This window comes from Kiritimatiella glycovorans (assembly GCF_001017655.1).
Lineage (GTDB): Bacteria > Verrucomicrobiota > Kiritimatiellia > Kiritimatiellales > Kiritimatiellaceae > Kiritimatiella > Kiritimatiella glycovorans.
This window is the reverse complement of record NZ_CP010904.1, coordinates 1,468,286-1,493,022: the sequence shown is the minus strand read 5'-3', so window position 1 is coordinate 1,493,022 and position 24,737 is coordinate 1,468,286. Positions and strand designations below refer to the sequence as shown.

Genomic DNA, 24,737 nt, shown 5'->3' with positions numbered 1-24,737 from the left:
ATGGCTCACGTTTACCTGGCATCCACACTTCCTGCGCTGCGCTTTACGGGCGAACCGCCGTTCAGCGGGGACACGCTTCTGTTCCGGTGTGCGGGGGTACTTGACGGCGATGAGCAGCATGATGTCGAGCGTGTGCTGCGGCGGCATGACAAGGCTCCGCGCACGGACGTCGCGCGCCGGTGGGTTGAACTCGAACTGAGTTTCTCGGCGGAGATCGCCCGGGTCCGCGCGGCGCGGGCGGGTATGGAGAGGCCCCGTACGGAGGGATACACGGGGATCGTCGAGGACCCGGTGGAGCGGGCGTTTGCGGTGGAGAACCCGGCCGGAAGGGAAGACGCCCTGGATCTGTTCAGGTGGAATTGCGCGGAGGATCTGGCCCGGGAGGCTCCCTTCGGGTTTCCCGCCGTCCTGGCGTTTGCCGTACAGCTTGGGATTCTCGAGCGGCGGGCGGCGTTCGACCGCGATCAGGGGCGGGAGACCGTCGAACGGCTGGTGGCGGAGAAGGCACAGGTGCAGTGGTGAGGAATCAATCTCAACGAGGTCGAAGATGAGTGAGAATACGGGCAGGATCGCGGGGATCAACGGGAACCTGATCCGGGTGGAATTCGACAACCCGGTGACCCAGAACGAAGTGGCCTATGCGCGGATCGGCGAGGCGCAGCTCAAATCGGAAGTAATCCGCATCCGCGGGAATCACGCCGACCTGCAGGTCTTTGAAGACACCAACGGGTTGAAGGTCGGCGACCCGGTCGACTTCAGCGGCGAGATGCTCTCGGTGGAACTCGGTCCCGGACTTCTGACCCAGGTGTACGACGGTCTTCAGAACCCGCTTCCGGAGCTTGCGGAGCAGTGCGGTTATTTCCTGCAGCGCGGGGTGTATCTTAAACCGCTCGATCGCGAAAAGACATGGCCCTTCACCCCGGCCGTGTCCGCGGGCGATACGGTCTCGGCCGGCGACGCGGTAGGCACGGTGCCGGAGGGCATCTTCGATCACAGCATCATGGTCCCGTTTGCCTGGAAGGGCCGGTACACGGTCGAGGAGGTCGTCGGGGAGGGGGACTACACGGTCGACAGAACCGTGGCCCGTCTGAAGGACGAGCAGGGGCGCGAGCGCGAGATGACGATGGTCCAGACGTGGCCGGTCAAGATCCCGATCAACCTGTATCGCGAGCGCATGCGTCCCGGGGCCCCGATGGTGACCCAGATCCGGCTCGTCGACACCTTTTTTCCCGTCGCACTCGGCGGGACGTACTGCATCCCCGGCCCGTTCGGCGCGGGCAAAACGGTGCTGCAGCAGTGCACCAGCCGTACCGCCGAGGTCGATGTCGTGATCGTCGCGGCGTGCGGGGAACGCGCGGGCGAGGTGGTGGAGACCTTGCGCGAGTTTCCGGAACTGATCGATCCGCGCACCGGGAAGAGCCTGATGGAGCGTACGATCATCATATGCAACACGAGTTCGATGCCCGTGTCGGCGCGTGAATCCTCGGTCTACACGGCGGTGACGCTCGCGGAGTACTACCGGCAGATGAGGCTCAACGTGCTTCTGCTGGCCGACTCGACCTCGCGCTGGGCGCAGGCGCTGCGGGAGATGTCCGGGCGGCTGGAGGAAATCCCCGGAGAAGAGGCCTATCCCGCCTATCTCGAATCGGTCATCGCCGCCTTTTACGAGCGCGCCGGACGGGTGAAGTTCGACGACGAAGGCACCGGCTCGGTCACGATCGGCGGAACCGTGAGTCCGGCGGGCGGGAACTTCGAGGAACCGGTGACGCAGTCGACGCTGAAGGTGGTCGGCGCCTTTCACGGCCTCTCCCGGGCCCGCTCCGACGCGCGCCGCTATCCGGCCATCGATCCGCTGGACTCGTGGAGTAACTACACGAGCGTGGTCGAGGCCGAACCGCTGGAGCGTGCCCGGCGGATTCTGCGCGAGGGGAACGAAGTCGGGCAGATGATGAAGGTCGTGGGCGAAGAGGGGGTCTCGATCGAAGAGTTCCTCGTCCACCAGAAAGCGGAATTTCTCGATGCGGTCTATCTCCAGCAGAACGCTTTTCACGAAGTCGACAGCGCCACCTCGGCGGAACGTCAGCGCTACGTCTTCGGCAAACTGGACCAGGTGCTCCGCGCGGAATTCACGTTCAGCGAAAAGGAATCGGCGCGCGCGTTCTTCCAGAAACTGACGCGGGAGGTGCGCGACTGGAACCGCGAGGAGATGGACGGCGACGGGTTCAAGCAGGCGGAACAGAAGATGGACGATATGGTCTCGGAGGTAACGTAACATGCGCAAGGTCTATCACCGCATCGAATCGGTGGCCGGGAACGTCATTTCGGTCAAGGCCCCCGAAGTGAAGTACAGCGAACTGGCCATGGTCACCTCGGCCCGGGGAGAGTCGCTCGCCCAGGTGATCCGCCTGGACCGGGACATGGTGTACCTGCAGGTCTTCGCCGGCAGCCGGGGGATCGCCACCGACGCCAGCGTCCGCTTTCTCGGCCACGAGATGCAGGTCTCCTTTTCGGATAATCTGCTCGGACGGGTTTTCACCGGCAGCGGCGAGCCGCGGGATCGCGGGCCGACGCTCACCGAAAACGTGATCGAGATCGCCGGGCCATCCGTCAACCCCGCGCAGCGCATCATCCCCCGCAACATGGTGCGCACGGGGATTCCAATGATCGATGTCTTCAACACGCTGGTCGAATCGCAGAAGCTGCCGATCTTCTCGATCGCGGGCGAACCCTACAACCCGCTGCTCGGACGTATCGCGCTGCAGGCGGAAGTGGACGCGATCATCCTCGGCGGCATGGGACTGAAGCACGACGACTACCTCTATTTCCGCGACCGGCTGGATGATGAGGGCGCCCTCGCGCGCTCCGTGATGTTCATTCACACGGCGGCCGACCCCACGGTCGAGTGCCTGATGGTGCCCGACCTGTGTCTCGCCGTCGCCGAAAAGTTCGCCCTGCAGGATCAGCGGGTGCTGGTGCTGCTGACCGATATGACGAACTACTGCGATGCATTAAAGGAAGTGGCGATTACGATGGAGCAGATTCCGTCGAACCGCGGATATCCGGGCGACCTCTACACCCAGCTCGCGCGGAGATACGAGAAGGCGGTCGACTTCGAGACCGCCGGGTCGATCACGGTGCTCGCGGCCACCACCATGCCCGGCGATGACGTCACCCATCCGATCCCCGACAATACCGGGTACATCACCGAGGGGCAGTTCTACCTGCGCAACGGCCGCATCGAACCGTTCGGTTCGCTGAGCCGCCTTAAACAGCAGGTGAACGGCGATACGCGCGATGACCACCGCACGATCATGAACACGATGATTCAGCTGTTTGCGGATTACCGCGAGACGCTGGAAAAGCAGTCGATGGGATTCCGGATGAGCAACTGGGATTCCAAACTGCTGAAATACGGCGACCGCTTCGAGCGCGAAATGATGGACCTGAGCGTCAACATCCCCCTCGAACAGGCGCTGGATCGCGGCTGGAGGATTCTGGCCGATTGCTTTGCGCCTGAAGAGACGGGCATTCACTCGGAACTGGTCGAACAGTTCTGGCCGCAGGATGCCGCCGTCGAATCGTCCGAACGGAAATTCGGCGACTCAACAACCCCGTAACTCAACAACTCAACAACCGGGTTCCCGGTGCGCGGACCATGGCCAAGATCAAGTACACCAAGAATGAGCTGAAGGAACAGCGCGACGCGCTGGCCCGGTTCGAGCGATACCTGCCGACCCTGCAGCTCAAGAAGCAGCAGCTCCAGAACGAGATTCAGCGTCTGGATGCGGAAATCGAGGCCAAGGGCCGCGAGGAGGAGAAAGTGCGCTCGAACCTCTCCCACTGGATTCAGCTGTTCGGGGAGCCGTTCGATTTTTCCCCGTACCTGGAGATGCACGAACTCCGTATCGAGGCGGGCAATATCGCGGGGGTGAACATTCCGGTGTTAGGCGAGATCGGCTTCGTGGAACGGCGGCCGGATTTCGAGCGCACGCCGGCCTGGGTGGACGAGGGGATCGCCATGCTGCGGAAACTCATCCGTCTCCGTGTCGAACGCAACGTGCTGGAAGAACAGCAGCAGCGCATCCGCGACGAACTGCGGGTGACCAATCAGCGCGTCAACCTGTTTGAGAAAGTAAAGATCCCGGAGTGCCGGGAGAACATCCGCACGATCCGCATTTTTCTCGGGGACCAGCAGACCGCGGCCGTGGCGCGGTCGAAGATCGCGAAGGCGAAATCGGCGGGATAGGGGCGTAGCGTACGATGATCGTACCGATGAAAAAACTCATACTCCTCTGCCTCGAGCGGGAGGTGCAGCCGACGCTCGAAGAGGTCGGGCGCTTCGGGCAGGTGCACGTCGAACACCTGCGCCGGCCCGAAGGCGAGGACCTGGAGGGTGAACGCGCCCGGCTCGAACGGACGAAAAGGGCGCTGGCCCTGCTGCCGGAGCCGGAGGAGCAGGCCGACCCGGAGTGCTCCGGGGAAGAGATCATCGCATCGCTCGAAGACCTCGACGGGCGGCGCCACCGCACGCGTGAGATGCTCGAGAAGTTGCGCGGAGAGCGGAAACGCATCGCCCCCTTCGGCGAATTCGATCCCCTGCAGGTCCGGGAGCTGGCCAACCGCGACATCCATATAAGGCTCTACAAGACGGCGCCCAAGCAGCCGGTTCCGGAGCCGGACGATGCCGTGGTCAGGGTGTTCCGTCGCGCGAAGGGAGAGGCCTTCTTTGCGGTCATCTCCCGTAGCCTGCCGAAGATCGAGGCGGAACCGATCGATCTGCCCGATATGAGCCTTTCGGAGATGGACGAATGGATCCGGCGCGCGGAGCGCGAGCTGCAGGAGATCGCGCAGTCGCTCAAACGCTGCGCCTGCTATCGGCACGTCCTCGAAGACCGGCTTCATCTTCTGGAAACCCGGGTTCACTTTCACGAGGTGGAGCGCGGCATGGAGCAGGCCGAACCGGTGGCCGTGCTCAAGGGGTTCTGTCCCGCCGAGAGAGAAGAGGAACTCCGCGGCCTCGCCGCCCGGCGGGGGTGGGGCGTGATCTTGACGGACCCGGAGCCCGAAGACCGGGTGCCGACGCTGATCCGCAATCCGCGCTGGGTGCGGCCGATCAAGGCGATCTTCGACATGATCGGGATCACGCCGGGCTATCGCGAGGTCGATGTGAGCATGTTCTTCCTCATTTTTCTGAGCATCTTCTTTGCGATCCTCGTCGGGGACGCCGGCTACGGCGCTCTGTTCCTCGGAATGACGCTCGCCGTGCGCGCGAAGTGGCCGCACGCGCCGGGGCATCTCTTTCATCTGCTGATCCTGATGAGTTCGTGCACGATCGTCTGGGGGGTGCTGACCGGTACGTATTTCGGCACGGGACTTGTACCCGGTCCGCTGGAGAGGCTGCAGATCGGCTGGCTGACCGGTGAGGGTGCGGATGCTCATCTTATGCTTCTCTGCTTTGTTATAGGGGCCGTGCACCTCTCGCTGGCGCACGGCTGGAACGCGATCCGCCTGATGAATTCCGTGCGTGCCCTGTCTCAGATCGGATGGATCGGGGTCACCTGGTCGATGTTTTTCGCCGTGCGCTACATGGTGCTCAACGAACCGTTTCCGCCGGCGGCGGGCTGGACGCTGCTGGGCTCGGCGGTGCTGGTGCTGCTCTTCATGAATCCGCCGCGGGAGATCAAAAAGAACGGATTCGGGTACGTCACGTTTCCGCTCGACCTGATCAACAACTTCGTGGACCTCGTCTCCTACGTGCGTCTCTTCGCCGTGGGGGCGGCCACGTTTGCCGTGGCACACTCCTTCAACCAGATGGCCCTCGAGACGGGCTACGACGGCGTCGTATCGGGGATCGTGGCGACCCTGATTATCTTTCTCGGGCATACGATGAATATACTGCTCGCGGCGATGGCGGTCATGGTGCACGGCGTCCGGCTGAATGCGCTGGAATTTTCAAGTCACGTGGGCATGGAGTGGTCCGGCACGGAGTATCGACCGTTCCGGTACGAGGCTGATTCGGCCGGGAACACGTGAGAGTAAACGCAGAGAGTAAGGCAGCAGCGAACACGGGAGGACGAAGATGGATCTGGAAATGGCAGCGGCACTGGGCAAGGCCGGCGCAGCGGCGGCCTTGAGTATGGCGGCGATCGGTTCGGCGCTCGGAACGGGAACGGCGGGCATGGCGGCGATCGGCGCGTGGAAGAAATGTTACCTGCAGAACCGGGCGGCGCCGTTTATCCTGCTGGTCTTTATCGGCGCACCGCTCTCGCAGACGATCTACGGGCTGATCCTGATGAACGGGATCAGCGGTATGTGCGAGACCGCGCTCGAGGCCGGCGAGATGATGAACTGGCCGGCTATGCTCGCCGCGGGATTCGTCGGCGGCTTCGCCATGGCGATGTCCGCCTGGTTCCAGGGCAAGGCGGGCGCCGCGGGTTCCGACGCACTCGGCGAGACCGGCCAGGGCTTCGGGAACATCCTCATGACGCTCGGCGTCGTCGAAACGGTCGCGCTGTTCGTCATGGTGTTCGTGCAGGGCGCGATTGGATGACGCGTTCTGCGTGCGAAGGCTGAGGTCTGGACGGGGGTTGAGTCCCGCGGGTCTCAGCCTTCAGATTTCGAACTCAGCCATCCCGGTTCGGCACAGGCCGCCCGAGCTTCCGCAGGACTTCCTGAAGGTCCTCCCAGGCGGGGCGTTTCTGCGAGGGTGAGCGCAGCAGATAAGAGGGGTGAAAGGTCGGCATGAGGTCGACGCCCTCGTAGGTCTGCCACGAGCCGCGGAAGCGCGTGATGGCGACTTCCTTGTGCAGCAGACCCATCACGGAGGTCTTTCCGAGGGCGACGATCACCTTCGGCCGGATAATCCCGATCTGGGCGCGCAGGTAGGGGATGCACGCATCCATCTCGTCCGGCGAAGGAGGACGGTCCTTTCCGGTGGACGTGTTGTGGGCGCGGCATTTCACGATGTTGCCGATAAAGACTTCTTCGCGTGCGAATCCCATCGCGGCGATCATCTTGTCGAGCAGCTTGCCGGCGCGGCCTACAAAGGGACGCCCCTGCCGGTCCTCCTCGGCGCCGGGTCCCTCCCCGATGAACATCACGTCGGGCCTCAGCGGTCCCTCGCCCGGAACGGTGCAATTTCTGTGGCGGCAGAGGCGGCACTTTTCGCATTCCGCCACCGCGGCGGCGACGGCTTCGAGGCTGTCGTACTCGAGGATCGCCCCGGCCGCAGGCGCGACGCTTCCGGGGTCCACCGCCGGGCCGGTCGACGTAGAGGACGCTTCGAAGCTCTTTTCCAGGTCATCCATCGTGTCCGGCTTTACCTCCACGGGTTCGCCTTCGTCTTTTGCATAGGCCGCGTATTCGCGGATCTGTTTCGCCATGCGCCGCTTGTGGTCGGTGTCCATATCGTCCGTCTCCCCCTGTGTGCAGAATGACGTCATAGCAGAAGTGCCGCCCGCGGACGAGGATGAACAGGGTTGATCCTGATCTGACTATTCAGTGCCGGGCGAGCGTAGAGTCCGGATCATGTGCTCCATGTCCCCCGGCACGGGCGCCTCGAACACCATACGCGTTCCGGTGCGGGGATGGGGCAGGGCCAGCCGGGCGGCGTGCAGCATCTGGCGGTCCGGGGCGGGCAGGGATTTCGGCGGCTTGCCTCCGTAGACGCGGTCCCCGAGCACGGGATGTCCGAGATGCGCCAGGTGAACACGGATCTGGTGGGTGCGTCCGGTTTCGATACGGCATTCGACCAGCGAGACATGGGCCAGGGAGTCAAGGGTGCGGTAGTGAGTGACCGCGTCTTTCCCGCGCGGCGGATCGACGGCCATCTTTTTTCGTTGCGTCGGGTGACGGCCGAGGGTCGTGCGCAGCGTGCCGGAGGCCGGCACGGGCGTGCCGCGGACGAGGGCCAGGTAGCGTTTGTCCGCGTTCCCGGACTTGAATGTCGCGACCAGGGCGTCGCGCGCGGTAAGGGTGCGGGCGACCACGAGAACTCCGCTCGTGTCGCGGTCGAGACGATGCACGATGCCGGGGCGGTGTTCCGTCCCGGCCGCTTTGATCCCGGGCCAGCGGTACAGGAGCGCGTGGACGAGCGTCCCGTGCACGTGGCCGGGCGCAGGGTGCACGACGAGGCCGGGCGGCTTGTTCAGCGCGATCAGGTCGTCGTCCTCGTAGAGAATATCCAGCGGGATATCCTCCGGGACCAGCTCCGGAGTCGAGGACGCGGGCGCACGCCAGCAGACCGTCTCGCCGGCTTTCAGACGATGCGAGGCCCGCACCGTTTTCCCGTCGACAAAGACGTGTCCGCCGCGGATGCGGCGCTGCCACTCCGCGCGCGGTTCGTCGGGTCGAAGGCCGGCGAGCCATGCGTCGAGGCGTGCGCCCCCGTCGTCCGCGCTTACGACGGCGCGTCCGCTTTCGGTTTTCGGCTGCTGATCCACCACAGAATAAGGCCTCCGGCGAGCACGGCCAGACTGGTCCACTGGGCAACCGTGAGTAGCTGCCAGCGCAGACGCGGGTCTCCGCGCAGAAACTCAAAGAGGAACCGGCCCGTTCCGTAGAACACGAAATACAGCGACGCGACCCGACCCGGCCGGACCCCGCGCAGATAGACGAACAGCAGGGCCCCGTACAGCGCGAGATTCCAGCCCGATTCATACAGCTGGACGGGATGAAGGGACTGTCCGGGCCAGACCTCGTCCGGGTGGGAGTCCGGAGGGAAGCGGACGGCCCAGGGAAGCCGACAGGGGATTCCGTAGCAGCACCCGTTCAGGAAGCAGCCCACGCGTCCCAGCGCGTGGCCGAGGGGCAGGGCGGTAATGATGAAGTCTCCGAGCTTCAGAAACGACTCATGCCTGGCCTTCGCGATGAGCCAGGAGGCGGCCAGGCCTCCGAAGAGGCCGCCGTAGAAGATCAGTCCGCCGTGGTCGATGCGGGCGATTTCGCCGGGATGGGCCGTGAAGTAATGGAGATTTGAAAAGACATAGGCGAGCCGTCCGCCCAGGATGCCGCCTAGCATGATCCAGAAGGCGAGTTCCGCCCCGAAGCCCGGGGGCCGCCCCTCACGCCGTCCGAGCAGGTTCCAGTGGACTACGGAGGCGAGAAAGCCCAGCGCGACCATGACGCCGTACCAGTAGATCGTGACGCCGCCAAATTGCAGGAATACCGGATGCATGCCCCCTCCAGAACAGTTGAAAGCAGTGACGTTAGCACGCCGTCCGCCGCGCGTCCAACGGTTGAACACAGCGGTCAGCGATTCTCATTATGGCTTCACCCTTTTCGGTCGGGGTGGCACCCGACCCTCCCAGTGCCCGAAAATGCGTCGGATATCGACTCGGGAGGGACGGCTGCCACGCCGTCCGCGGTCGGAATGCGGCCATAATGAGAATCGCTGCACAGCGGTACTCCGTCCGGGCGCGTGATATCGTTCGTAGTAGCGCCGCACGCCTGCCCCCGGCAGGCCAGGCGCGTGAAAGATAACGGCCCTGGCCCTGCTTCGCAGGCCTACGGGCCCACTACGAACGGAAGAGAAAACGCACGATCCCTTTCCCCGCGCTATTCTCATTCCGCTTTGCGATCCCTGCGCCTTTGCGAGAGTCATCGCTTGTGTTTTCGAACGGGGTTATTCCGGTTCGAACCGTACGCCGCGCGGCGGGCTGAAGCGGTCCCCGGCGCGGATGCCCTGTTCGGCGTACCACCCCCCCGCCGTCTCGACCGCGTAAAGGCACCGGCGCGACGAGGAGTAGTCGCCGGTCGTGTCATGGGGAGTCATGGTGTGGATATCCGTGATGATCCAATCTTCGCTTACAAAGGCCACGTCGATGGGCACCGGACAGTTTTTCATCCAGAAGCGGAGTCGGCGGGGCTGATCGAAGACGAAGAGCATGCCCGTGCCCGGCGGGATGTCGGTCCGTCCCATCAGGCCGCGGGCGCGTTCGGCCGCGGAATCAGCGATTTCGCAGCGGAGCGTGCGGCCTTCGATACGCAGCACCTCCGTTTCGCCCGCCTCGCGGCTGCAGCCGCAGAACGCGAGCACGGCGCACAGCAGGCCGATTGCGGGAAGAACCCTCACGGGACAAGCACCTCGTTACGCACGGTTCAGTCTCCGAAGCAGGTGCCGACGTCGCGGGCGGCGGTGACCCACGGATGGTCCGGGGGCACGAGTTTTTTCTTTCCCGCCACTTCCTCCAGATCGACCGGTTCCGCCCCCCTGCCGCGTGCGGCGATCATGACCCCGTAGCGTTCGTCGGCCAGGGCGCGGGCGCAGGCGGTACCCAGGCGTGTGGCCAGCACACGGTCTCCCGCCGAAGGCGTGCCGCCGCGCTGGAGATGACCCAGGATCGTCAGTCGGCTCTCCTGCTGCGTCAGACGTTCCAGCTCCCGGGTCAGGATCACGGTATGATTGAGGTGTTCCTCGTGAAATTCCGCGAGCTTACCGGAGTACTTCTGCCGGTCCGATTTGCGGTCGGCCTCTTTTTTCTTCTTAAGCAGGTTCTCGACCGTGTCCGCCTGTTCGCGTGACATGGCGCCTTCGGCGACGGCGACAATGCTGAAGCGTTTTCCCGCTCTCGTGCGGTCGCGGATCGCCTGCGCCACCTTCTCGAGGTCGTAGGGGATCTCCGGGAGCAGGATCACGTCTGCACCGCCGGCGATCCCGGCGCCGAGCGCCAGCCATCCCGCGCGATGACCCATCAGTTCGACCACGATGATCCGATGATGACTGGTGGCGGTGGAGTGAAGCCGGTCAATGGCCTCGGTGGCGATGCCCAGTGCCGTATCGAACCCGAAGGACACATCGGTACCCGCGACGTCGTTGTCGATCGTCTTGGGAAGCGAGATGACGTTGAGTCCTTCCTTCTGCAGGCGCCGCGCGTTTTTCTGGGTGCCGCCCCCGCCCAGGCAGACCAGGGCGTCCAGGTGATGGCGGCGGTAGGTGTCCACCGCGGCCTCGGTCATATCGCGTGTCTTATCCCCGATCGTCATTTTATGGGGTTTGTCGCGGCTCGTTCCGAGTATGGTTCCGCCGTCGGTCAGGATCCCTGAAAGCAGACGGGGGTCGAGGTCCATGGTGCGGTTCTGCACGAGACCGCGGAAACCGTCGCGGAATCCCAGAAAACACATGCCGTGCTGCTCCCGACCGGCGCGGACGACCCCGCGTATCGCCGCGTTGAGTCCGGGACAGTCTCCCCCGCTGGTCAGGATGCCGATGTGATGGGTCATGGTGTCGAGCTCCGGTTGCCGACTCGCAGGGCCGTGGTGCGCTAACTTTAAATCTTTCTCCGACTCCGACTCCGACTCTGATTCTGACTCTAACTCTGATTCTAACTCTGATTCTGATTCTAACTCTGATTCTGACTCAGGTTTCAGGTCTCAGGTTTCCCACTCACCCTCACCCTTCCCCTTCCTCCTCTGACTCAGGTTTCAGGTCTCAGGTTTCCCACTCACCCTCACCCTTCCCCTTCCTCCTCTGACTCAGGTTTCAGGTCTCAGGTTTCTCACTCACCCTCCCACTCCATCCTCTCCTACGTCGAGATCCGTCCCACGTCTCTGACCTCGACCGGTTCGAGGTTCCACACCTTCTCCGCATACTGGCGGACGGCCCGGTCGCTGGAAAACCAACCCATCCGGGCGACATTGAGCAGGGTGGCGCGGCACCAGCGTTCGCGGTCGCGGTAGCATTCCGCGACGCGCTGCTGCGTCTCGATGTAGTCCCTGTAATCCGCGAGGTAGAAGAAGGGATCGCCGTGTGCGGTCAACTCGTCAAAGAGTTCTCTGAACACGTCGGGATCCTCGGGTTCGTACTCGTTGTCTTTCAGGGAATCGAGTACGCCTTTGAGTTCAGGATTGCGGTCGTAGTACTGCCAGGGGTTGTATCCGTCGCGCCGGAGGTCTTCGAATTCCTCCTCGCGGCGGCCGAAGATGAAGATGTTCTCTTCGCCGACATGTTCGGCGATCTCGATGTTCGCGCCGTCCCAGGTGCCGATGGTCAGGGCCCCGTTCAGCGCGAGCTTCATATTGCCGGTGCCGGACGCTTCCTTGCCGGCCATGGAGATCTGCTCGGACAGGTCCGCGGCCGGGATGATTTTCTCGGCGAGCGAGACATTGTAGTCGGGGAGAAAGACGACCTTCAGCCGCCCGTCCACCTCGGGATCTTTGTTGATGACGTCTCCGAGTGTATTGATCAGCTTGATCACGCGTTTGGCGAGCAGATAGGCGGGCGCGGCCTTGGCGCCGAAGATAAAGGTCCGCGGCGTAATCTCCATTCCGGGGTTGTGTTTCAGCCTCCGGTAGAGGGTGATGATGTGCATGGCGTTCAGCAGCTGCCGTTTGTACATGTGCAGGCGTTTGATCTGAACGTCGAAGAGGCTGTCGGGCGGCACGTCCACCCCGGTGGTTTCATGGATGTATTCCGCGAGCCGGGCCTTATTGCGGTGCTTGATTTCGAGGAAGCGTGTGCGGAAGTCGGGGTCTTCGATTTCCGGCTCGAGTCGTTTCAGCTGCTCGAGATCGTAGATCCACTCATCGCCGATGCGTGAGGTGATCAGCTCCGCCAGTTCGGGGTTGCACTGCACGAGCCAGCGGCGGTGGGTGATTCCGTTGGTGATATTGATAAAGCGGTCCGGCTTGAGATCGGCGAATTCGGGCATGACGCGTTCGCGCACCAGCCGGGAGTGGAGTTCCGAGACCCCGTTGACCGCATGGCTGCCGACGACGGCGAGGTGGGCCATGCGGACCTTTTTGCGTTCGCCTTCCTCGATGAGCGAGACCTTCTGCAGCAGCGCATCGTTCCCCGGCCGCGAGAGCTGGACGCGCTGGAGGAACTGGTGATTGATCCGGTAGATGATTTCCATATGGCGCGGGAGGACGCGTCGGAGCAGGTCTTCCGACCATTCCTCGAGTGCCTCCGGGAGCAGCGTGTGGTTGGTGAACCCGAGGGTCCGCACCGTCAGATCCCATGCCTTGTCCCACGGCACATCGTGCTCGTAGCAGAGCACATTCATCAGCTCCGCCACCGCGAGCGCGGGATGGGTGTCGTTCATCTGGATGGCGTTCTTTTCCGGAAAGTCTTCCCAGTCGTGATGATTCTTCAGATAGCGCCGCACGAGGTCGCGGATCGAGCAGGTCACCAGGAAGTACTCCTGGATCAGCCGCAGTTCGCGCCCCGCCTGGGTATTGTCGGAGGGGTAGAGCACCTTGGTCACGTTTTCGGCCCAGTTCTTCTCCTCCACGGCGCGGACGTAGTCGCCCTGGTTGAAGACGTCGAGCTGGAAGCCTTCGGCGGCACGCGCGCTCCAGAGCCGGAGCATGTTGACCGTATTCACCTTGTAGCCGATGACGGGGATGTCGTAGGGCACGCCCTCGAACATCTGCCAGTCCGTCCATACCTGAAAGGTCCCGCCGTGGGGGTCCCTGACGTCTTCCAGCCGGCCGTAGACGCAGACCGGCTGGACGTATTCGGGGCGCACCATTTCCCAGGGGTAGCCCGTGGACAGCCAGTCGTCGGGTCTTTCCCGCTGCCAACCCTCCTGGAACTCCTGCCGGAATATCCCGTGTTCGTAGCGCAGCCCGTATCCGTAAGCCGGATATTCGAGCGTGGCGAGCGAATCCATGTAACAGGCCGCCAGTCGTCCCAGCCCCCCGTTGCCCAGGCCGGCTTCGGTATCGCGTTCGAACATGGCCTCGGGATTAAGACCGAGCTGTCCGAGCGCTTCGCGCCCCGGCCCGAGCATGTCCAGCGCCAGCAGGTTGCTCTTCAGCAGCCGGCCGACGAGATATTCCATCGAGAAGTAGTAGAGGCGCTTGACGTCGCGGTCCAGGTAGTGCTGCTGCGTCGCGACGAAGCGGTCGATGACCAGGTCGCGCACCGCGTGGGCGAAGCTCCAGTACTCGTCGTAGGGGGTGGCGGTGCGTCCGTCCTTGCCCCGTGAATACTTGCGGTGGAAAAGGGTGCGCGTCTTGAGTTTTTCCGGTGGGGTCTGCGTGGTGCGGGTCGATTCTTGCTCGCTCACGGAGTCGTTCCTGTGTTTGTATGGGCCTCGTTTCAACCTCGCCGGAGCGGGCCGCGGAAGCGGCTCCGGAGTTCGGGAAAAGATATGGGGCAAATGCCGCGCTATTTCAAATCATTATCCTCCCTTTCGCCGCTCAGTCTGCGCACGATCACCGAAACGGAACGGCGGAACTGCGAATGCGCCCGCCCGCCGTTTCCCCGCCTGACCCCGCACAGCGCCTCGCTGCTCGATCGTCTCGGACCCTCGCACCCGCTTCGCAGGACGCTGATCCCGGCCGTTCCGGAACGCGACGGCGCGGCGGGGGAAAGGGTCGATCCGCTCGGAGAGGAGGCGCACATGCCTCTCCCGGGGCTGGTTCATACGTATCCGGAAAAGGTGTTGTGGCTCGCCACCAGCCGCTGCGCCGTGTACTGCCGCTACTGCACGCGCCGGAGGCGCGTCGGAAAGGACGGGGACGATGCGCTGGAGGACGGGCCCCGCCTGCGCTGGCTGAAGTCTCAAACCGGGATCCGGGATGTTCTCGTCTCGGGCGGCGATCCGCTCGTGCTGGCGGATGAGCGGCTCGACGGGCTGCTCGGTTCGATTCGGGCGGTGAACCATATCCGCACCCTGCGTGTCGGCTCGAAAATACCGGCCGTGCTTCCCGAAAGAATTACGCCCGGCCTCTGCCGCCTGCTGCGTCGTCACCGGGCATGGCTCAGCCTGCATTTCGTGCATCCGGACGAGCTGAGTCCGGAAACGTGCGGGGCCCTGGACCGGCTTGCGGACGCCGGGGTGCCGATGATCGCGCAGACCGTGTTGCTGCGGGGGGTCAACGATTCGGCGCCCGTGCTGACGGAACTCTTCTACCGCCTGCTGGAGTGCCGGGTGAAGCCGTACTATCTTCTCCAGTGCGACCCCGCCATCGGAACCGCGTCCTTCCGGACGCCGGTCCGCAGGGGAATCGAACTGATCCGGTCGCTCCACGGGCGCATCGCCGGTCCGGCGATTCCCCAGTTCGTGGTCGATGCCCCCGGAGGCGGCGGCAAGATCCCGCTGCTCTCGGACGATCCGCTCGAACCGTGCGACGGGGGCTGGACGCTGCGGAATTTCGAAGGGAAAGAATTCCGGGTGAGCGAGGCGGGAAGACCGGACTCGTCAGATCGTTCGGACTGACGGGACACCCGGCTTTTTCCGACTCAGTTCACTTTCCCTTCTTCGCGGCGCTTCTTCACCACTTCTTCCGCGATCGACCACGGAACGGCCTCGTAGTGCTCGAAATGCATCGAGAAACTCGCGCGCCCCTGAGTCTGGGACCGCAGCGAATTCGCGTAGCCGAACATTTCGCTCAGCGGCACCATCCCGCGGATGACCTTCATGCCGCCGCGGCTTTCGTTCATGGACTCGACCCTTCCGCGACGCTGGCAGACCGAACCCGAGACCGCACCCATGAATTCCTCCGGCGTGGTGATCTCGACCGACATCACCGGCTCGAGGAGCTGCGGGTTGCCTTTAAGAAAGAGCGCGCGGAAGCCGTGAAAGCCCGCCGTCTGGAATGCGAACTCGCTTGAATCCACATCGTGATAGGATCCGTCCTGCAGCCGTACCCGCATGTCCACGACCGGATAGCCGGCGAAGGGGCCGGTGCTCATGGCATTGATGATGCCCTTCTCCACGGAGGGGATGTACTCGGAAGGGATGCGCCCGCCGGTGATTTCGTTGACGAATTCGAATCCCTGGCCGGGGTCGATCGGCTCGACCGTCATGACCACATGGCCGTACTGCCCGCGTCCGCCGGACTGCTTGGCGTGCTTGTACGAGCCTTCCACCGGGGAGGTGGCGGTCTCGCGGTAGGCCACCTCGGGGCGGCCGATCTCGGCGGCGAGATTGAACTCCCGTTTCAGGCGGTCGACGATGATTTCGAGGTGCAGCTCGCCCATTCCGGAGATGATCGTTTCATGTGTCTCGGGATCGAGCGACACCGTGAACGTCGGGTCCTCGTCCGAAAGACGATGCAGCGCCTCGCCGAGCTTCTCGTTGTCGGCCGAGGTCTCCGGCTTGATCGAGATCGACATCACCGGCGCGGGGAATTCGATCGCCTCAAGGTGAATCGGATCGTCTTCCGTGCACAGCGTATCGCCGGTCTTGGTGTCCGAGAGCCCCACGATCGCAACGATGTCCCCGGCATGGGCCTCCTCGACCGCCTCCTGCCGGTTGGCGTGCATGCGGAGGATGCGGCCCACGCGCTGCCGGCGGTCCTGCGTGCTGTTGAAGACATTGACGCCCGACCCCAGCGTGCCGGAATAGATCCGGATATAGGTCAGCTTGCCCATGTGCTTGTCGGCCACGATTTTGAACGCCAGGGCGGAGAACTTCTCCTCGTCGTCGACCTTGCGCCGCTTGCTCTCGTCCTCTTCGCAGATGATCGGCGGGATCTGTTCGGGGGAGGGGAGAATGTTGACGACCCCGTCGAGCAGCCGCTGGACGCCCTTGTTCTTGAACGCGGACCCGCAGTACACGGGCACGACCTCACGGGCGATCGTCGCACGCCGCAGGATGCCCCAGATGTCGTCTTCGCTGAGATCGTCATGCTCGAGGAACTTCTCGAGCAGCTCCTCGTCCTGTTCGGCGCATTTCTCGACGAGGTTCTGGCGCCATTTGCGCGCCTCCTGCAGCCATGCTTCCGGGATGTCCTCTTCGCGGAAATCCTTGCCGTAGGATTTATCCTCGTAATACACGGCCTTCATTTTGATCAGGTCGATCAGTCCCTCGAAATCCTCTCCGCTGCCGATGGGTACGACGACCGGAACCGCGTTGGCGCCGAGTTCCCCCTGGATCGACTCGACCACGCCGAAGAAGTCCGCCCCGATGCGGTCCATCTTGTTGATGAAGGCTATTTTCGGCACGCTGTACCGCTCCGACTGGTGCCAGACCTTTTCGGACTGCGGCTGGACCCCGCCCACGGCGCAGAACAGGGCGATCGAACCGTCCAGCACGCGGAGGCTGCGCTCGACCTCCATCGTGAAGTCCACGTGGCCGGGCGTGTCGATGATCGAGATCATGTGATCCCTCCAGGAACACGTCGTCGCGGCGGAGGTGATGGTGATGCCGCGTTCCTGCTCCTGGCTCATCCAGTCCATCACGGCCGCGCCGTCGTGGACTTCGCCCAGTTTGTGCGAACGTCCCGTGTAATAGAGGATGCGCTCGGTCACCGTGGTTTTCCCGGCGTCGATGTGCGCCATGATTCCAATATTTCGAACTTTGGAAAGCGGTACCTTCCGTGCCATGGTATGTCTCCCGCTGGCTGTATGATGGTTGCGATGCTGTTGACAAAGAGCGGCGAACTATAATTCGCCGCGACGAAGCATCAAGGGCAAAAAACATTTGTTTTACATAAGGATGCCCCCGATGCAAGGGGGAAACGGAGGAAGACGGTGGAAGTTCTGTTTGTGGGCGATATCGTGGGGCGTCCGGGACGCACGGCGTTTCAGCGTCTGGTGCCGGAGTGGCGGCGCGACCGGGGGCTCGATCTCGTGATCGCCAACGCGGAGAATGCGGCCGGCGGGCGCGGGCCGGGCCCGTCGATCGCCGACGCGCTGTTCGAGGCGGGCGCCGACGTCCTGACGCTCGGCGACCACGCCTGGGACGACCGCGAGATGATCGCGCACATCGCGTCCGAGCGCAGGATTCTCCGCCCGGCGAACATGCCGCCCGGCGCGCCCGGACGCGGGGATCTGCGCATCGACACCCCCTCGGGTCCCGTCACGGTGCTGTCGCTGATCGGCCGGACGTTCATGGGGCCGAACGACTGCCCGTTCCGCGCCGCCGACGACGCCCTGAAGGAGGCCCGCGCGCCCGCGCGGGTGCGAATCGTGGATTTTCACGCCGAGGCCACCTCTGAAAAGATCGCCATGGGGCGCTATCTCGACGGCCGCGCCGCCGCGGTGTGCGGGACGCATACTCACGTGCAGACGTCCGACGAGCGCGTGCTCCCGGGCGGCACGGCCTGCATTACGGACGTCGGCATGACCGGACCGCGCAATTCCGTGCTCGGACGCGAGATCGAACCCGTGCTGGAGAAATTCATCACCCATGTGCCCCAGCGATTCGGCGTGGCGAAGGGCGAAGCGGTGCTCGAGGCGGTGCGGATCACCATCGACCAGGCCACGGGCCGGGCCGAAGCGATCGAACGCATCCGGGAGATCGTTTCGTGAAGGTGTACGGGGTCAGCGAGCTGACGCGCCGCATCCGCACGCTGCTGGAAGACGACCTCGGGACGGTATGGGTCGAGGGCGAGATCTCCGGTCTGCGACGCCCGGCGTCGGGGCACTGCTATTTCACGCTCAAGGACGATCGGGCCCAGTTGAGCGGCGTGCTCTTCCGGCGCGACGCCGCAAAGCTCGATCTGGCGCTCGAGGACGGCATGCAGGTGCGCGGGACCGGCAGGGTGACGGTCTACGAGCCCCGGGGGCAGTACCAGGTGGTCTTCCGCCGCCTCGAGGCGGCGGGCCGCGGCGCGCTCATGGCCCGGTTCGAAGAGCTGAAGAGGAAACTGGACGCCGAAGGACTGTTCGCGCCCGAGCGGAAACGCCCGCTTCCCATGCTTCCCCGCTGCATCGGGGTGGTCACCTCGCCGACCGGCGCCGCGATACGGGACATCATCCAGGTGCTCGACCGTAGATTTCCCGATGTCCACCTGCTGCTGGCGCCGGCGAAGGTGCAGGGGGCCGGGGCCGCGGAAGAGATCGCGACGGCGATCGAGGCGCTCAACGCGCTCCCGTCCGCGGGCGGCGGCCGCGGGCCGTTCCGGCCGGATGTGCTGATCGCCGGCCGCGGGGGAGGAAGCCTCGAGGACCTCTGGGCGTTCAACGAGGAGAGGGTTGCCCGCGCGGTGGCCGCCTCAGCCGTGCCGGTGATCTCCGCGGTGGGGCACGAGGTCGATTTCACGATCTGTGATTTCGCGGCCGACCACCGCGCACCGACTCCGTCGGCCGCGGCGGAACTGGTGGTGGGACGCAAAGCGGATTTCAGGGAGCGGCTGGACCGCAGCCAGTGGCGTATGCGGCGCCTGGCCGGGCAGCAGATCGCCCGACTGCGCCACCGCGTGGACCTGCTCGCCGGTAGCTACGTCTTCCGCGAGCCGTCCCAACTGATCGGGCAGCACCGGCAGCGCCTGGACGGACTCGACCGACGCATGCGCCATGCGCTGAACGCTCGCACGAACGTTCGTCCGCGGCTCGCGGGAGCGGCGCAGCGACTGCAGGCCGCCACCCGGGACGCCGTCCGGGAGGCGCGCAGGGAAACGGAGGGTACAGGAACGGCCATGCGCGTCGCGGTCCGGGACTATTGCGCCTCGCGCCGGCATGCGATCGAGCGCGCGGCCGGCAAACTCGACACCCTGAATCCCTTCAGGGTACTCGATCGCGGATACAGCCTTACTCGGCGGGAAGACGGCTCGGTGGTGCGGAGCGCCTCGGATCTGGCGCGGGGAGCACGCCTGATTACCGTGCTGAGCCGCGGCGAAGTGGAATCGACAGTGGATCGGATACGGGAGGATGGAACCCATGACAGACGAGCACACACGGACTGAACAGCCGCAGAAGTTCGAGGACGCGCTGGCGCGCCTCGAAACGATCGTGGAGGAGATGGAGGCCGGAGCGTTGAGCCTCGACGAGATGATCGCGCGTTTTGAAGAAGGTTCGCGCCTGGTCAAGTCCTGCTCCGCGAAACTCGACGAGGTCGAACGGCGCATCGAAAAGCTGGTGCAGCGGGAAGACGGAACGCCGGATGCCGAGGCGTTTGAGGAAGACACGGAGTAAACCGGCCGCACGCAGCCGGACGTTTCCGGTTTGACAGACGGAACAGGGCTAACCTAGTATCGCGCGCTATTTGGTGAGGGTCTTGAGTACAAGGGAGTGTCGCATGCCGACCTATGAGTATGAATGCCGCAAGTGCGGTCACCATTTCGAGAAATTCCAGCGGATTTCGGACGCGCCGGCCAAGCGCTGCCCGAAATGCCGTGGCGCGGTGCGCCGGCTGCTTTCGGCGGGCGCGGGCGTGATTTTCAAAGGCGAGGGGTTTTACGCCACGGACTACCGGAGCGAATCGTACCGGAAGCGGGCGGCAGAGGAGAAAAAAGCGTCCTCGGGCGGCGAGTCGTCCGGCGGCAAGGAAACGGGTAAATCTGAAGGCAAGACCGGCTGAAGTACGCCGGGCTGCATGGCGCAGGCTAAAGGAGAAGAGGCGGGATGATCGAGAAACACGAATTTCACCGGATGCTCAGAGAATTGGACGGGAAGCCGTTCGCGGACTACGAGCGTCTGATCCAGGACTGTGATTTCGGACGTTTTGTGCTGCGCGTCGCGGAATCGGGATTCAACGCGGAGCAGCCGCGGCTCGCGTTCACGCTGCGCATTCCCCAGAATCTGGCCGGATTTCCCGCCGATCTGTTCGACTCGCCGGTGCGCAGAACCGCCCTCGAAGACTGCCTGATACGTTCGTTCGATGCCGAACTGGCCCGCATGGCGCAGTTCGGGCCCGACGGCACGGCCCGGCGGCACATTTACGTGGCCTCCCCGGGACAGGCCATCCTTCCGCGTACGGCGATGCTGGTGACCAAGGAATACGTCGAAGCCCGCATCTGGATCTCGCTCCCGTACAAAACCCTGCCGTATGCCTTCGGTCAGGATGAACGGGTGATCGACGGCGGCGCGGCGGAGAGGATCTTTTTCGACGAACTCCCGGTGGCGGTCAATGCGGGCATGCTGTACTGCAATGTGGACCGCGATTATGTGCAGCAGGCGGTATGTCTCATGGAGGATGCCACGCGCGTGCGCCAGCTCCTCCCGACCCGCGGACTGGTCTCCTTTATAGGCGAGGGGGCGCTGACGGCGCGTCGCTGTCTCGACGGCACTCCTGACACCGAGACGGGCGAGCCCCTGATGGTTGACGAGGATCAGATGGCGGAACTGGAGGTTCCCAACGCGGGCACTGTCCGGGGACTGGGTATCCCCGCCGGTCTGACCGTGATCGTATGTGAGGGCGGAAGAGAACGCAGGGACCTGATCCGGGCGCTTTCGGATGGAATTTATAACCATGTGCTCGGCGACGGGCGCGAGATGGTGGTGACGGTCTCGGACGCGGTCCATATCGGATCCGAGCTCGGGCGCAGCATCCGCCGGATGGATCTCAGCCCCTTCTATGCCGACGGCGATACGCGGGATGCCTGGGTCGATTACTCGACCGAGTGCGCGGACGCGTTCGAGTCGCAGGCGGCCTCGACGATGGAAGCGCTCGAGTCCGGCGGCCGGGTTCTGATTTTCGACGAGGACAGCTCCTCGCCCGAATTCCTGTCGGGCGCCCCGGCTGGCCGCGGGCTGCTGGAAAAGCCGGAACGGATCCCGATTTCGTCGCGCGCGAGGGCCATGGTGGACGATCTCGGACTCTCCATGATCGTGGTCGGTTCATCGCTGACCGCGGAATACCTCTCTTCCGCGGACACGGTCTTCCGTTTCGAAGGCAACCGGCTGACGCAGATCGATGCCGGGGCTGCGGACGGGCATTATCCGGAACCGCCGCACGCTCCCGCGGTCGATCTTCCGGCCCTGCTGGACCGGAGCCGCTGGGTCATGCCCGGCAGCCTCGACCCGACGTCCGGCGTGGACGATACCGCCATCGGGGTCGTGTCCGGACACGAAATCCGGTTCGGCCGTTCGACGGTCGATCTCTCCGGCGTCACGCAGATCGCGGACGTTCACCAGATGAACACCATCGGCCATGTGCTCTATTACGCGCGCCTCAGGTTTATGGACACCGGTTCCTCGCTGCGCGAGGTCCTGGACCTGATCGATCGCGACCTGACCAATCAGGGACTGGTGGGACTGACCCGTGATCTGCGCGGGGACCTCGCACGTCCGCGCCGCCATGAGATCGCGGCGGCGCTCAACCGCCTGCGGGCCTTTCGCGTCTCTCACGCGACCCAGTAAGGCGCAGGCATGAAGCTGGTGATCCAGCGGGTCCTCAGCGCCGGGGTCGAGGTGGACGGGGTCCGCGTGGCGGAGATCGGGCGGGGCGCGCTGGTGCTCGCGGGTGTCGGCGAGGGCGATACGGAGGCGGATGCCCGGCACCTGGCGCTCAAAACGGCGAAACTGCGGATGTTCGAGGATGCGGACGGCCGCATGAACGAGTCGCTGGACGCCGTCAAGGGTTCGTGCCTGGTCGTCAGTCAGTTCACGCTCTACGGCGACTGCCGCAAGGGGAACCGTCCGAGTTTTGTGGGGGCCGCGGATCCCGAACGGGGCCGGGCGCTGTACGAACTCTATGTCCGTGAACTGGAATCCGCGGGAATTCCGGTGAGTACGGGTCGGTTCGGTGCCCTTATGCGGGTGGAACTGGTGAACGACGGTCCGGTGACGCTGATGCTGGAGAGTTGCGGACGCGCATGAGGAGCAGGCCATGGCTACGACAAAGACAACGGTTGGCGATATCGATCCCGAAGTGCTCCGTTTTACGGCGGGGGAGGATCGCACCTGGGACCGCGAGCTGGTGGAGGCGGACTGCATCGGCACGGCCGCCCACGTGGTAATGCTTTCGCGTATGGATGTGGATCCGCCCGTGATCGGTACCGGGGAATGCGACGCCGTGATCGAGGCGCTGAAAGATATCATCCGCGCCGACCGTGCGGGCAAATTCCGAATCTCCGAGCAGGATCAGGATGTCCACCTCGCCGTGGAAAGGCGGCTGACCCGGGAGCTGGGCGATACGGGACGCCGGGTCCATACGGGGCGGAGCCGCAACGATCAGTCGGCGGTGGATCTCCGTCTGTACACGAAGCGCGAACTGCTGGAGCTGCTGTCGGAGACGGCCCGTCTGGCCGGAACGCTGCTCGACTGGGGACGGGAGCGCAGGGATGTGCCCATGCCCGGGCGCACTCACATGCAGCCCGCGATGCCCAGCTCGCTGGGACTCTGGGCCTCCGCGTTCGCGGAAGGGCTGCTCGATGACCTGGATCTGCTCATGCATGTCTACGGAACCAACGACCGCTGCCCGCTGGGGGCTGCGGCGAGTTACGGGGTTCCGCTCCCGCTCGACCGCGAGCTGACCTCGCGGCTGCTGGGTTTTTCCTCGCCCGTGCACAACGTGCTGCATGCGAACCATACGCGCGGCAAGCTGGAAAGCCTCGTGCTGGCCGCTCTCTCACAGGTGATGCTCACAGTCTCGCGGCTGAGCCAGGACTTGATGCTCTTTACGATGCCGGAACTCGGCTATGTGCAGCTCCCGGATGACTTCTGCACCGGGAGCAGTATCATGCCCCAGAAACGGAATCCCGATGTGCTCGAACTGGTCCGCGCGCGCACGGCCGGCGTCCTCTCTGCAGCGGGTTCCGCGGCGGAGATCATGCGCGGCCTGCCGTCGGGATACAATCGCGACGTGCAGGAATCCAAAGGGGCTCTGATCAAAGGGCTCGCCGATACCCGCGCCTGCGTCAGGATCCTGCAGCCCCTGATCGCAGGGATGCGCGAAGACCGCGATGCGCTGCTGCGAGGGTTTACGCCCGGCATTTTCGCCACCGATCGCGCCCTGGAACTGGTGGGCGAGGGCGTGCCGTTCCGTGAAGCCTACCGTCGGGTGAGACGCGAACTACGGGAACTGGACGGGCGTGACCCGGAAGAGGCGGTGAAGATCAAGGACCACGCCGGGGCGCCGGCGGGGCTCGACTGGAAGGTGTACCGCAAAAGGGTGCGCGCGGCGGAACGGTTCGTTCGAAATCACACCACCGCGTTCAACGACGCCGTCTCCGATCTGCTCAAGGCTCCCTGGCCCGAACTCGCACCGCAGAGCGGGGACCGTAAAGGGGCGGGAAAAGGTGTTTGAATCGGCGCGTGGCGTACTTTTCCGCTTGTGCGCGAGGATTCGTGGGTGATACATTGCCGTCGTTTGAACACGCGGCGAACGGGCCGTGAAAGGGAACCGAACAGGAGCGTATGATATGAGAAGCAGGAAGTGGATGGTGGCGCTGGTGGTCTTCGTAGCCGTGGGAGTCGCGGACGCGAATGCCGGCTATATGGAAAAAATCATGCGCAAGCTGGGTCGCGGGGTGGCTAATGTGGCGTCCTCTCCGATTGAATTGCTTTCCAATATGCAGGATGTTACGGAAGATTCCGGCCTCCTGGCGGGACTCACCTATGGAACGGTGCGCGGCGTCGGACATGGCGTGGCCCGGATCGGGGTCGGAGCCGCCGAAATCCTCTCGTTCTATGTACCCTCGGAACCGGTTATTCATCCCGAATTCGTGATGGATCCCGACACCTCCGAGGAATACGAATGGGAAGTCGGTCCCGGAGATATGGAGTAGCAAACTTCTGAAGTCCTACTCATGAAAAAACGCCCCCCAGCGGGGGCGTTTTTTTGTTCTGCGATTATTCGTGAAGGAAATGGGTTCGACCTGTGTTTCTGGGTAGGGCGTGCTCTCTCCGCCTTCGGCCCTTTATGCCTTCGGCGGACAGGCTAAGCGCGCCGGGTTTGCGGATGGCCCGATCGCAGCGGTGGATTAGAAATCCGCTCGCGTCACAACGTACGCGTACTCGTACTCAGCGAAGCGGTACTCGTACTCGAGCTCCTTTTATCGGGGGAGTGGGATCGCGCCTTCGGCGCTCCGAGTACGAGTACGAGTACGAAAACGGCGGGCGGCCTTCTGCTGTCCAGCAGAATCCCAACCCTCACGCACGGGTTCGGCTTGCGCCTCCCGGG

22 protein-coding genes are annotated in these 24,737 nt (G+C 64.1%); 15 read left to right on the top strand and 7 right to left on the bottom strand.

Annotated features, from left to right (window positions below):
* Genes L21SP4_RS06265 through L21SP4_RS06240 form a run of 6 tightly spaced genes read left to right on the top strand, consistent with a single transcriptional unit; the run spans position 1 to position 6,550 of the window.
* On the top strand, positions 1–522 hold the full coding sequence (locus L21SP4_RS06265) for a DUF2764 family protein (RefSeq protein WP_052881856.1): 522 nt from the start codon (positions 1–3) through the stop codon (positions 520–522).
* A gap of 25 nt (positions 523–547) precedes the next feature.
* On the top strand, positions 548–2,272 hold the full coding sequence (locus L21SP4_RS06260) for a V-type ATP synthase subunit A (RefSeq protein WP_052881855.1): 1,725 nt from the start codon (positions 548–550) through the stop codon (positions 2,270–2,272).
* Between the two features lies 1 nt (position 2,273).
* Complete coding sequence (locus L21SP4_RS06255; protein ID WP_052881854.1) at positions 2,274–3,617, top strand: V-type ATP synthase subunit B; 1,344 nt, start codon at positions 2,274–2,276, stop codon at positions 3,615–3,617.
* 38 nt (positions 3,618–3,655) lie between these two features.
* Complete coding sequence (locus L21SP4_RS06250) at positions 3,656–4,246, top strand: V-type ATP synthase subunit D (protein WP_052881853.1); 591 nt, start codon at positions 3,656–3,658, stop codon at positions 4,244–4,246.
* Positions 4,247–4,272: 26 nt separating this feature from the next.
* Positions 4,273–6,033, top strand: a complete 1,761-nt coding sequence (locus L21SP4_RS06245) for a V-type ATP synthase subunit I (RefSeq protein ID WP_144413775.1) — start codon at positions 4,273–4,275, stop codon at positions 6,031–6,033.
* A 46-nt stretch (positions 6,034–6,079) separates the two neighbouring features.
* Positions 6,080–6,550 (top strand): ATP synthase subunit K, encoded by a 471-nt coding sequence (locus tag L21SP4_RS06240; RefSeq protein ID WP_052881851.1) that lies wholly within the window; start codon positions 6,080–6,082, stop codon positions 6,548–6,550.
* 73 nt (positions 6,551–6,623) lie between these two features.
* On the opposite strand, the gene L21SP4_RS06235 is transcribed toward L21SP4_RS06240, so the two are convergent.
* From L21SP4_RS06235 to L21SP4_RS06210, 6 genes are all read right to left on the bottom strand, one after another.
* On the bottom strand, positions 6,624–7,406 hold the full coding sequence (locus tag L21SP4_RS06235) for a uracil-DNA glycosylase (protein ID WP_201774596.1): 783 nt from the start codon (positions 7,404–7,406) through the stop codon (positions 6,624–6,626).
* 87 nt (positions 7,407–7,493) lie between these two features.
* Positions 7,494–8,444, bottom strand: coding sequence for an RluA family pseudouridine synthase (locus tag L21SP4_RS06230; RefSeq protein WP_169747693.1), 951 nt, complete (start codon positions 8,442–8,444; stop codon positions 7,494–7,496).
* Positions 8,399–9,175, bottom strand: coding sequence for a prolipoprotein diacylglyceryl transferase (lgt, locus tag L21SP4_RS06225; protein ID WP_052881850.1), 777 nt, complete (start codon positions 9,173–9,175; stop codon positions 8,399–8,401). Before lgt ends, L21SP4_RS06230 begins: the two co-directional genes overlap by 46 nt.
* A gap of 447 nt (positions 9,176–9,622) precedes the next feature.
* The gene (locus L21SP4_RS06220) at positions 9,623–10,072 is read right to left on the bottom strand and encodes a DUF192 domain-containing protein (protein WP_052881849.1); all 450 of its coding nucleotides are present in this window, start codon (positions 10,070–10,072) and stop codon (positions 9,623–9,625) included.
* A 26-nt stretch (positions 10,073–10,098) separates the two neighbouring features.
* Positions 10,099–11,220, bottom strand: a complete 1,122-nt coding sequence (locus L21SP4_RS06215) for a 6-phosphofructokinase (protein WP_052881848.1) — start codon at positions 11,218–11,220, stop codon at positions 10,099–10,101.
* Between the two features lie 302 nt (positions 11,221–11,522).
* The gene (locus tag L21SP4_RS06210) at positions 11,523–14,009 is read right to left on the bottom strand and encodes a glycogen/starch/alpha-glucan phosphorylase (protein ID WP_201774595.1); all 2,487 of its coding nucleotides are present in this window, start codon (positions 14,007–14,009) and stop codon (positions 11,523–11,525) included.
* 84 nt (positions 14,010–14,093) lie between these two features.
* Here L21SP4_RS06210 and L21SP4_RS06205 point away from each other — a divergent pair, with 84 nt between their 5' ends.
* Entirely contained in the window at positions 14,094–15,164 is a 1,071-nt protein-coding gene (locus L21SP4_RS06205; RefSeq protein WP_082116577.1) for a KamA family radical SAM protein, read from the top strand.
* A gap of 23 nt (positions 15,165–15,187) precedes the next feature.
* Here L21SP4_RS06205 and fusA read toward each other — a convergent pair whose 3' ends face one another.
* A complete protein-coding gene (fusA, locus tag L21SP4_RS06200; protein ID WP_052881845.1) occupies positions 15,188–17,275 on the bottom strand; it encodes an elongation factor G in 2,088 nt (695 codons plus the stop codon).
* 147 nt (positions 17,276–17,422) lie between these two features.
* Between fusA and L21SP4_RS06195 the strand changes: the two genes are divergently transcribed.
* From L21SP4_RS06195 to L21SP4_RS06160, 8 genes are all read left to right on the top strand, one after another.
* Positions 17,423–18,202, top strand: coding sequence for a TIGR00282 family metallophosphoesterase (locus L21SP4_RS06195; RefSeq protein WP_052881844.1), 780 nt, complete (start codon positions 17,423–17,425; stop codon positions 18,200–18,202).
* Positions 18,199–19,578 (top strand): exodeoxyribonuclease VII large subunit, encoded by a 1,380-nt coding sequence (gene xseA, locus L21SP4_RS06190; RefSeq protein WP_052881843.1) that lies wholly within the window; start codon positions 18,199–18,201, stop codon positions 19,576–19,578. The genes L21SP4_RS06195 and xseA overlap by 4 nt, the downstream gene beginning before the upstream one ends.
* On the top strand, positions 19,553–19,807 hold the full coding sequence (xseB, locus tag L21SP4_RS06185) for an exodeoxyribonuclease VII small subunit (protein WP_052881842.1): 255 nt from the start codon (positions 19,553–19,555) through the stop codon (positions 19,805–19,807). The genes xseA and xseB overlap by 26 nt, the downstream gene beginning before the upstream one ends.
* Positions 19,808–19,910: 103 nt before the next feature.
* Positions 19,911–20,192: an FmdB family zinc ribbon protein gene (locus L21SP4_RS06180; RefSeq protein WP_052881841.1), complete on the top strand. Its 282-nt coding sequence runs from the start codon at positions 19,911–19,913 to the stop codon at positions 20,190–20,192.
* Positions 20,193–20,236: 44 nt separating this feature from the next.
* Positions 20,237–21,973, top strand: coding sequence for an ABC-ATPase domain-containing protein (locus tag L21SP4_RS06175; protein WP_052881840.1), 1,737 nt, complete (start codon positions 20,237–20,239; stop codon positions 21,971–21,973).
* A 9-nt stretch (positions 21,974–21,982) separates the two neighbouring features.
* The gene (dtd, locus tag L21SP4_RS06170) at positions 21,983–22,432 is read left to right on the top strand and encodes a D-aminoacyl-tRNA deacylase (RefSeq protein WP_052881839.1); all 450 of its coding nucleotides are present in this window, start codon (positions 21,983–21,985) and stop codon (positions 22,430–22,432) included.
* A 10-nt stretch (positions 22,433–22,442) separates the two neighbouring features.
* Entirely contained in the window at positions 22,443–23,861 is a 1,419-nt protein-coding gene (gene argH, locus L21SP4_RS06165; RefSeq protein WP_052881838.1) for an argininosuccinate lyase, read from the top strand.
* A gap of 115 nt (positions 23,862–23,976) precedes the next feature.
* A complete protein-coding gene (locus tag L21SP4_RS06160; RefSeq protein WP_082116576.1) occupies positions 23,977–24,342 on the top strand; it encodes an exosortase system-associated protein, TIGR04073 family in 366 nt (121 codons plus the stop codon).
* Positions 24,343–24,737 lie beyond the last annotated feature (395 nt).